The organism is Polaribacter sp., from assembly GCF_965660385.1.
In the GTDB taxonomy this organism is placed as follows: domain Bacteria; phylum Bacteroidota; class Bacteroidia; order Flavobacteriales; family Flavobacteriaceae; genus Polaribacter.
The window spans coordinates 1-2,281 of sequence record NZ_CBFHZT010000123.1 but is presented as its reverse complement, the minus strand read 5'-3'; the positions used below and the strand labels follow the sequence as shown (position 1 = coordinate 2,281).

Annotated in this window: 3 protein-coding genes and 1 pseudogene; 3 read left to right on the top strand and 1 reads right to left on the bottom strand. The window is 31.5% G+C overall.

Translation table 11 applies throughout. From position 1 onward, the window contains the following. Positions 1–269 (top strand): annotated as a pseudogene (locus tag ACTG3V_RS15455) (single-stranded-DNA-specific exonuclease RecJ); the annotation flags it as partial. 9 nt (positions 270–278) lie between these two features. On the opposite strand, the gene ACTG3V_RS15450 reads toward ACTG3V_RS15455, so the two are convergent. Continuing rightward, a complete protein-coding gene (locus tag ACTG3V_RS15450; protein WP_439133068.1) occupies positions 279–638 on the bottom strand; it encodes an SPOR domain-containing protein in 360 nt (119 codons plus the stop codon). A gap of 196 nt (positions 639–834) precedes the next feature. Here ACTG3V_RS15450 and ACTG3V_RS15445 point away from each other — a divergent pair, with 196 nt between their 5' ends. Further along, positions 835–2,142 (top strand): c-type cytochrome, encoded by a 1,308-nt coding sequence (locus ACTG3V_RS15445; RefSeq protein WP_439133067.1) that lies wholly within the window; start codon positions 835–837, stop codon positions 2,140–2,142. A gap of 71 nt (positions 2,143–2,213) precedes the next feature. Continuing rightward, positions 2,214–2,281, top strand: a 68-nt coding sequence (locus ACTG3V_RS15440; RefSeq protein WP_439133069.1) for a TAT-variant-translocated molybdopterin oxidoreductase, incomplete at its 3' end; no start/stop codon positions are given.

Here is a 2,281-nt window from a genome sequence, read left to right as displayed (position 1 = left end):
CTCCTTTTGGACCTCAGAATATGAGACCTGTTTTTAAAACGGCCAGTGTTAGAGATAATGGTTTTGGAAAAAAGGTAGGTAAAGACCAAACGCATTTAAAACTCAATATTTTTCAAGCAGATAATAAAAAAACGTTTGGTGCAATTGGTTTTAATTTGGGTGATAAAATAGATCTTGTTCAAAATGATTTCAATATAGCCTATACCTTAGATGAAAACAACTGGAACGGATTTACCGCTATTCAATTAGTTTTAAAAGATGTCTCATAATTATTTTCCTCAAGGGATAACAATTAACCCAGAAAATTCTTCAGACAAAGTAAGCAAAGCCTTGTCTGCCTCTAGTTTTGTTTTGTAATTACCTACTTGAACTTTCCAGTCTGGTTTATCGTAGTCTAGTTTTGTATAAACCTCAGGAAAATCAAGTTTAAATTTATTTAAAACAGTTTTCGCTTTTGTTTCATTGCCATAGTAAATCTGAATCCTATAGCCATAACCATAAGACGCATTAAAAGCTCTTTTTTTTTCAATTAATCGTTTAATTTTGGGGTCAGTTTTTGTGATACTTTGAGCAGAAATGTTTGCAGTAGAAAATAAAAGAAACACAAATAAAAAACTTAAAAAAACAATATCCTTCATAAAAAAAATTTCTACAAAAGTAACGACTTCAATCAAATTATATTTAATTATTTTTGTTATTTAGAATTAATATAAATTGATATTTATGATTCTTTTCCTTTTTTAAAATTTAGCAATATGTACTACTTTTGCTCAACCGTTCAAAAAACGTTTTTTTGAGCTATTTTATACACAATACTAAAAATAGTTTGTAAATATGAAAAGTGTAGCATTGCACAGTAAACTAACCAAAGTACTTCTTAAGAGCTTTACAATCATTCTGTTTTTTGCATTTAGTTTGTCATCTCATTCCCAAGATGTAGATGAAGCACGTCAAAAAGCAGGTAGAAAACTTTTCAAATCTCAGTGTGCTTCATGTCACAAGTTAGATCGAAAATTAGTTGGGCCAGCTTTAGGTGGTGTTGAAGAACGTAGAGAAAACGACTGGTTAAAGGCTTGGATTAAAAATAATGCAGAATTACGTGCTTCAGGTGATGCAGATGCTATCGCTATTTTTGAAGAATATAATGGTTCTGTGATGTCTGCTTTTCCTCAGTTAAGTGATCAGCAGATTGATGATATTTTATATTACACAACAGTTGGAGATCCTGTTAAAAATGTTGTAGCTGATGCATCTACAGGTGATGTTAGTGGAGGAAGTTCAGGAAATGCTCCAGAATGGATTATTTATTTACTAGCAGGTGCAATTGTTGTTGCGTTTTTAATGATTGCTAGTTTACTGAAGCAAGTAAATGAATTAAAAGGGAATACATCTCCAGATAGTGGTTCTGATTTAAGAAGAGATTTAAGTGAGCTTTGGGCAGGTTTAAAAAGAAACACATTTTTACAAGTATTAACTACCATTTTTGTTTTATTAATGGGGGCTTATGTAGCTTTTGGGACTTTATTTAAGGTAGGCGTTAATGAAGGTTATATGCCTTTACAGCCAATTGCATTTTCGCATAAAATCCACGCAGGAGAAAATAAAATAGAATGTCAATATTGTCATTCATCTGCTAAACATAGTAAGCATTCAGGTATACCATCTGTAAATGTTTGTATGAATTGTCATAAAAATATTGCTGAGGTTGCTGAAGGTACTGAAGTAGAGTGGAATGGTGTAACTTATGGTAAGGCTGAATTAGATAAAGAAATTGCTAAAGTTTATGACGCTGCAGGTTGGGATCCAGATGCATTAGAATATACAGGAAACACGAAACCAATAAAATGGGTTAGAATTCATAATTTACCAGATTTTGTATATTTTAACCATTCACAACACAGAATTGTTGGTGGTATAAAATGTCAGAAATGTCATGGACCTGTTGAAGAATATGATGAAATGAGACAATTCTCTCCATTAACTATGGGGTGGTGTATTAACTGTCACAGAGAAACAAATGTGGATTTAAAGGGTAACGAGTACTATAAGAAAATTCATGAAGAATTGGCGAAAAAGTACAATGTAGAAAAAGTTACTATTGCGCAATTAGGTGGATTAGAGTGTGGTAAATGTCACTATTAATTAATGAAGAAAGATAGTTTAGTTTTAATACAATTAAAGCGAATAACTAACAACAAATAACTAAAAAGTAAATGGCTTCAAACAAAAAATACTGGAAAAGTGTTGAGGAACTAAAAGATAGTTCTATTGTTGAAACGCT

Bases quoted from the DNA above. Each gene is read 5' to 3' on its own strand.
- ACTG3V_RS15450 (WP_439133068.1), bottom strand. From the start codon at position 638: ATGAAGGATATTGTTTTTTTAAGTTTTTTATTTGTGTTTCTTTTATTT.
- ACTG3V_RS15445 (WP_439133067.1), top strand. From the start codon at position 835: ATGAAAAGTGTAGCATTGCACAGTAAACTAACCAAAGTACTTCTTAAG.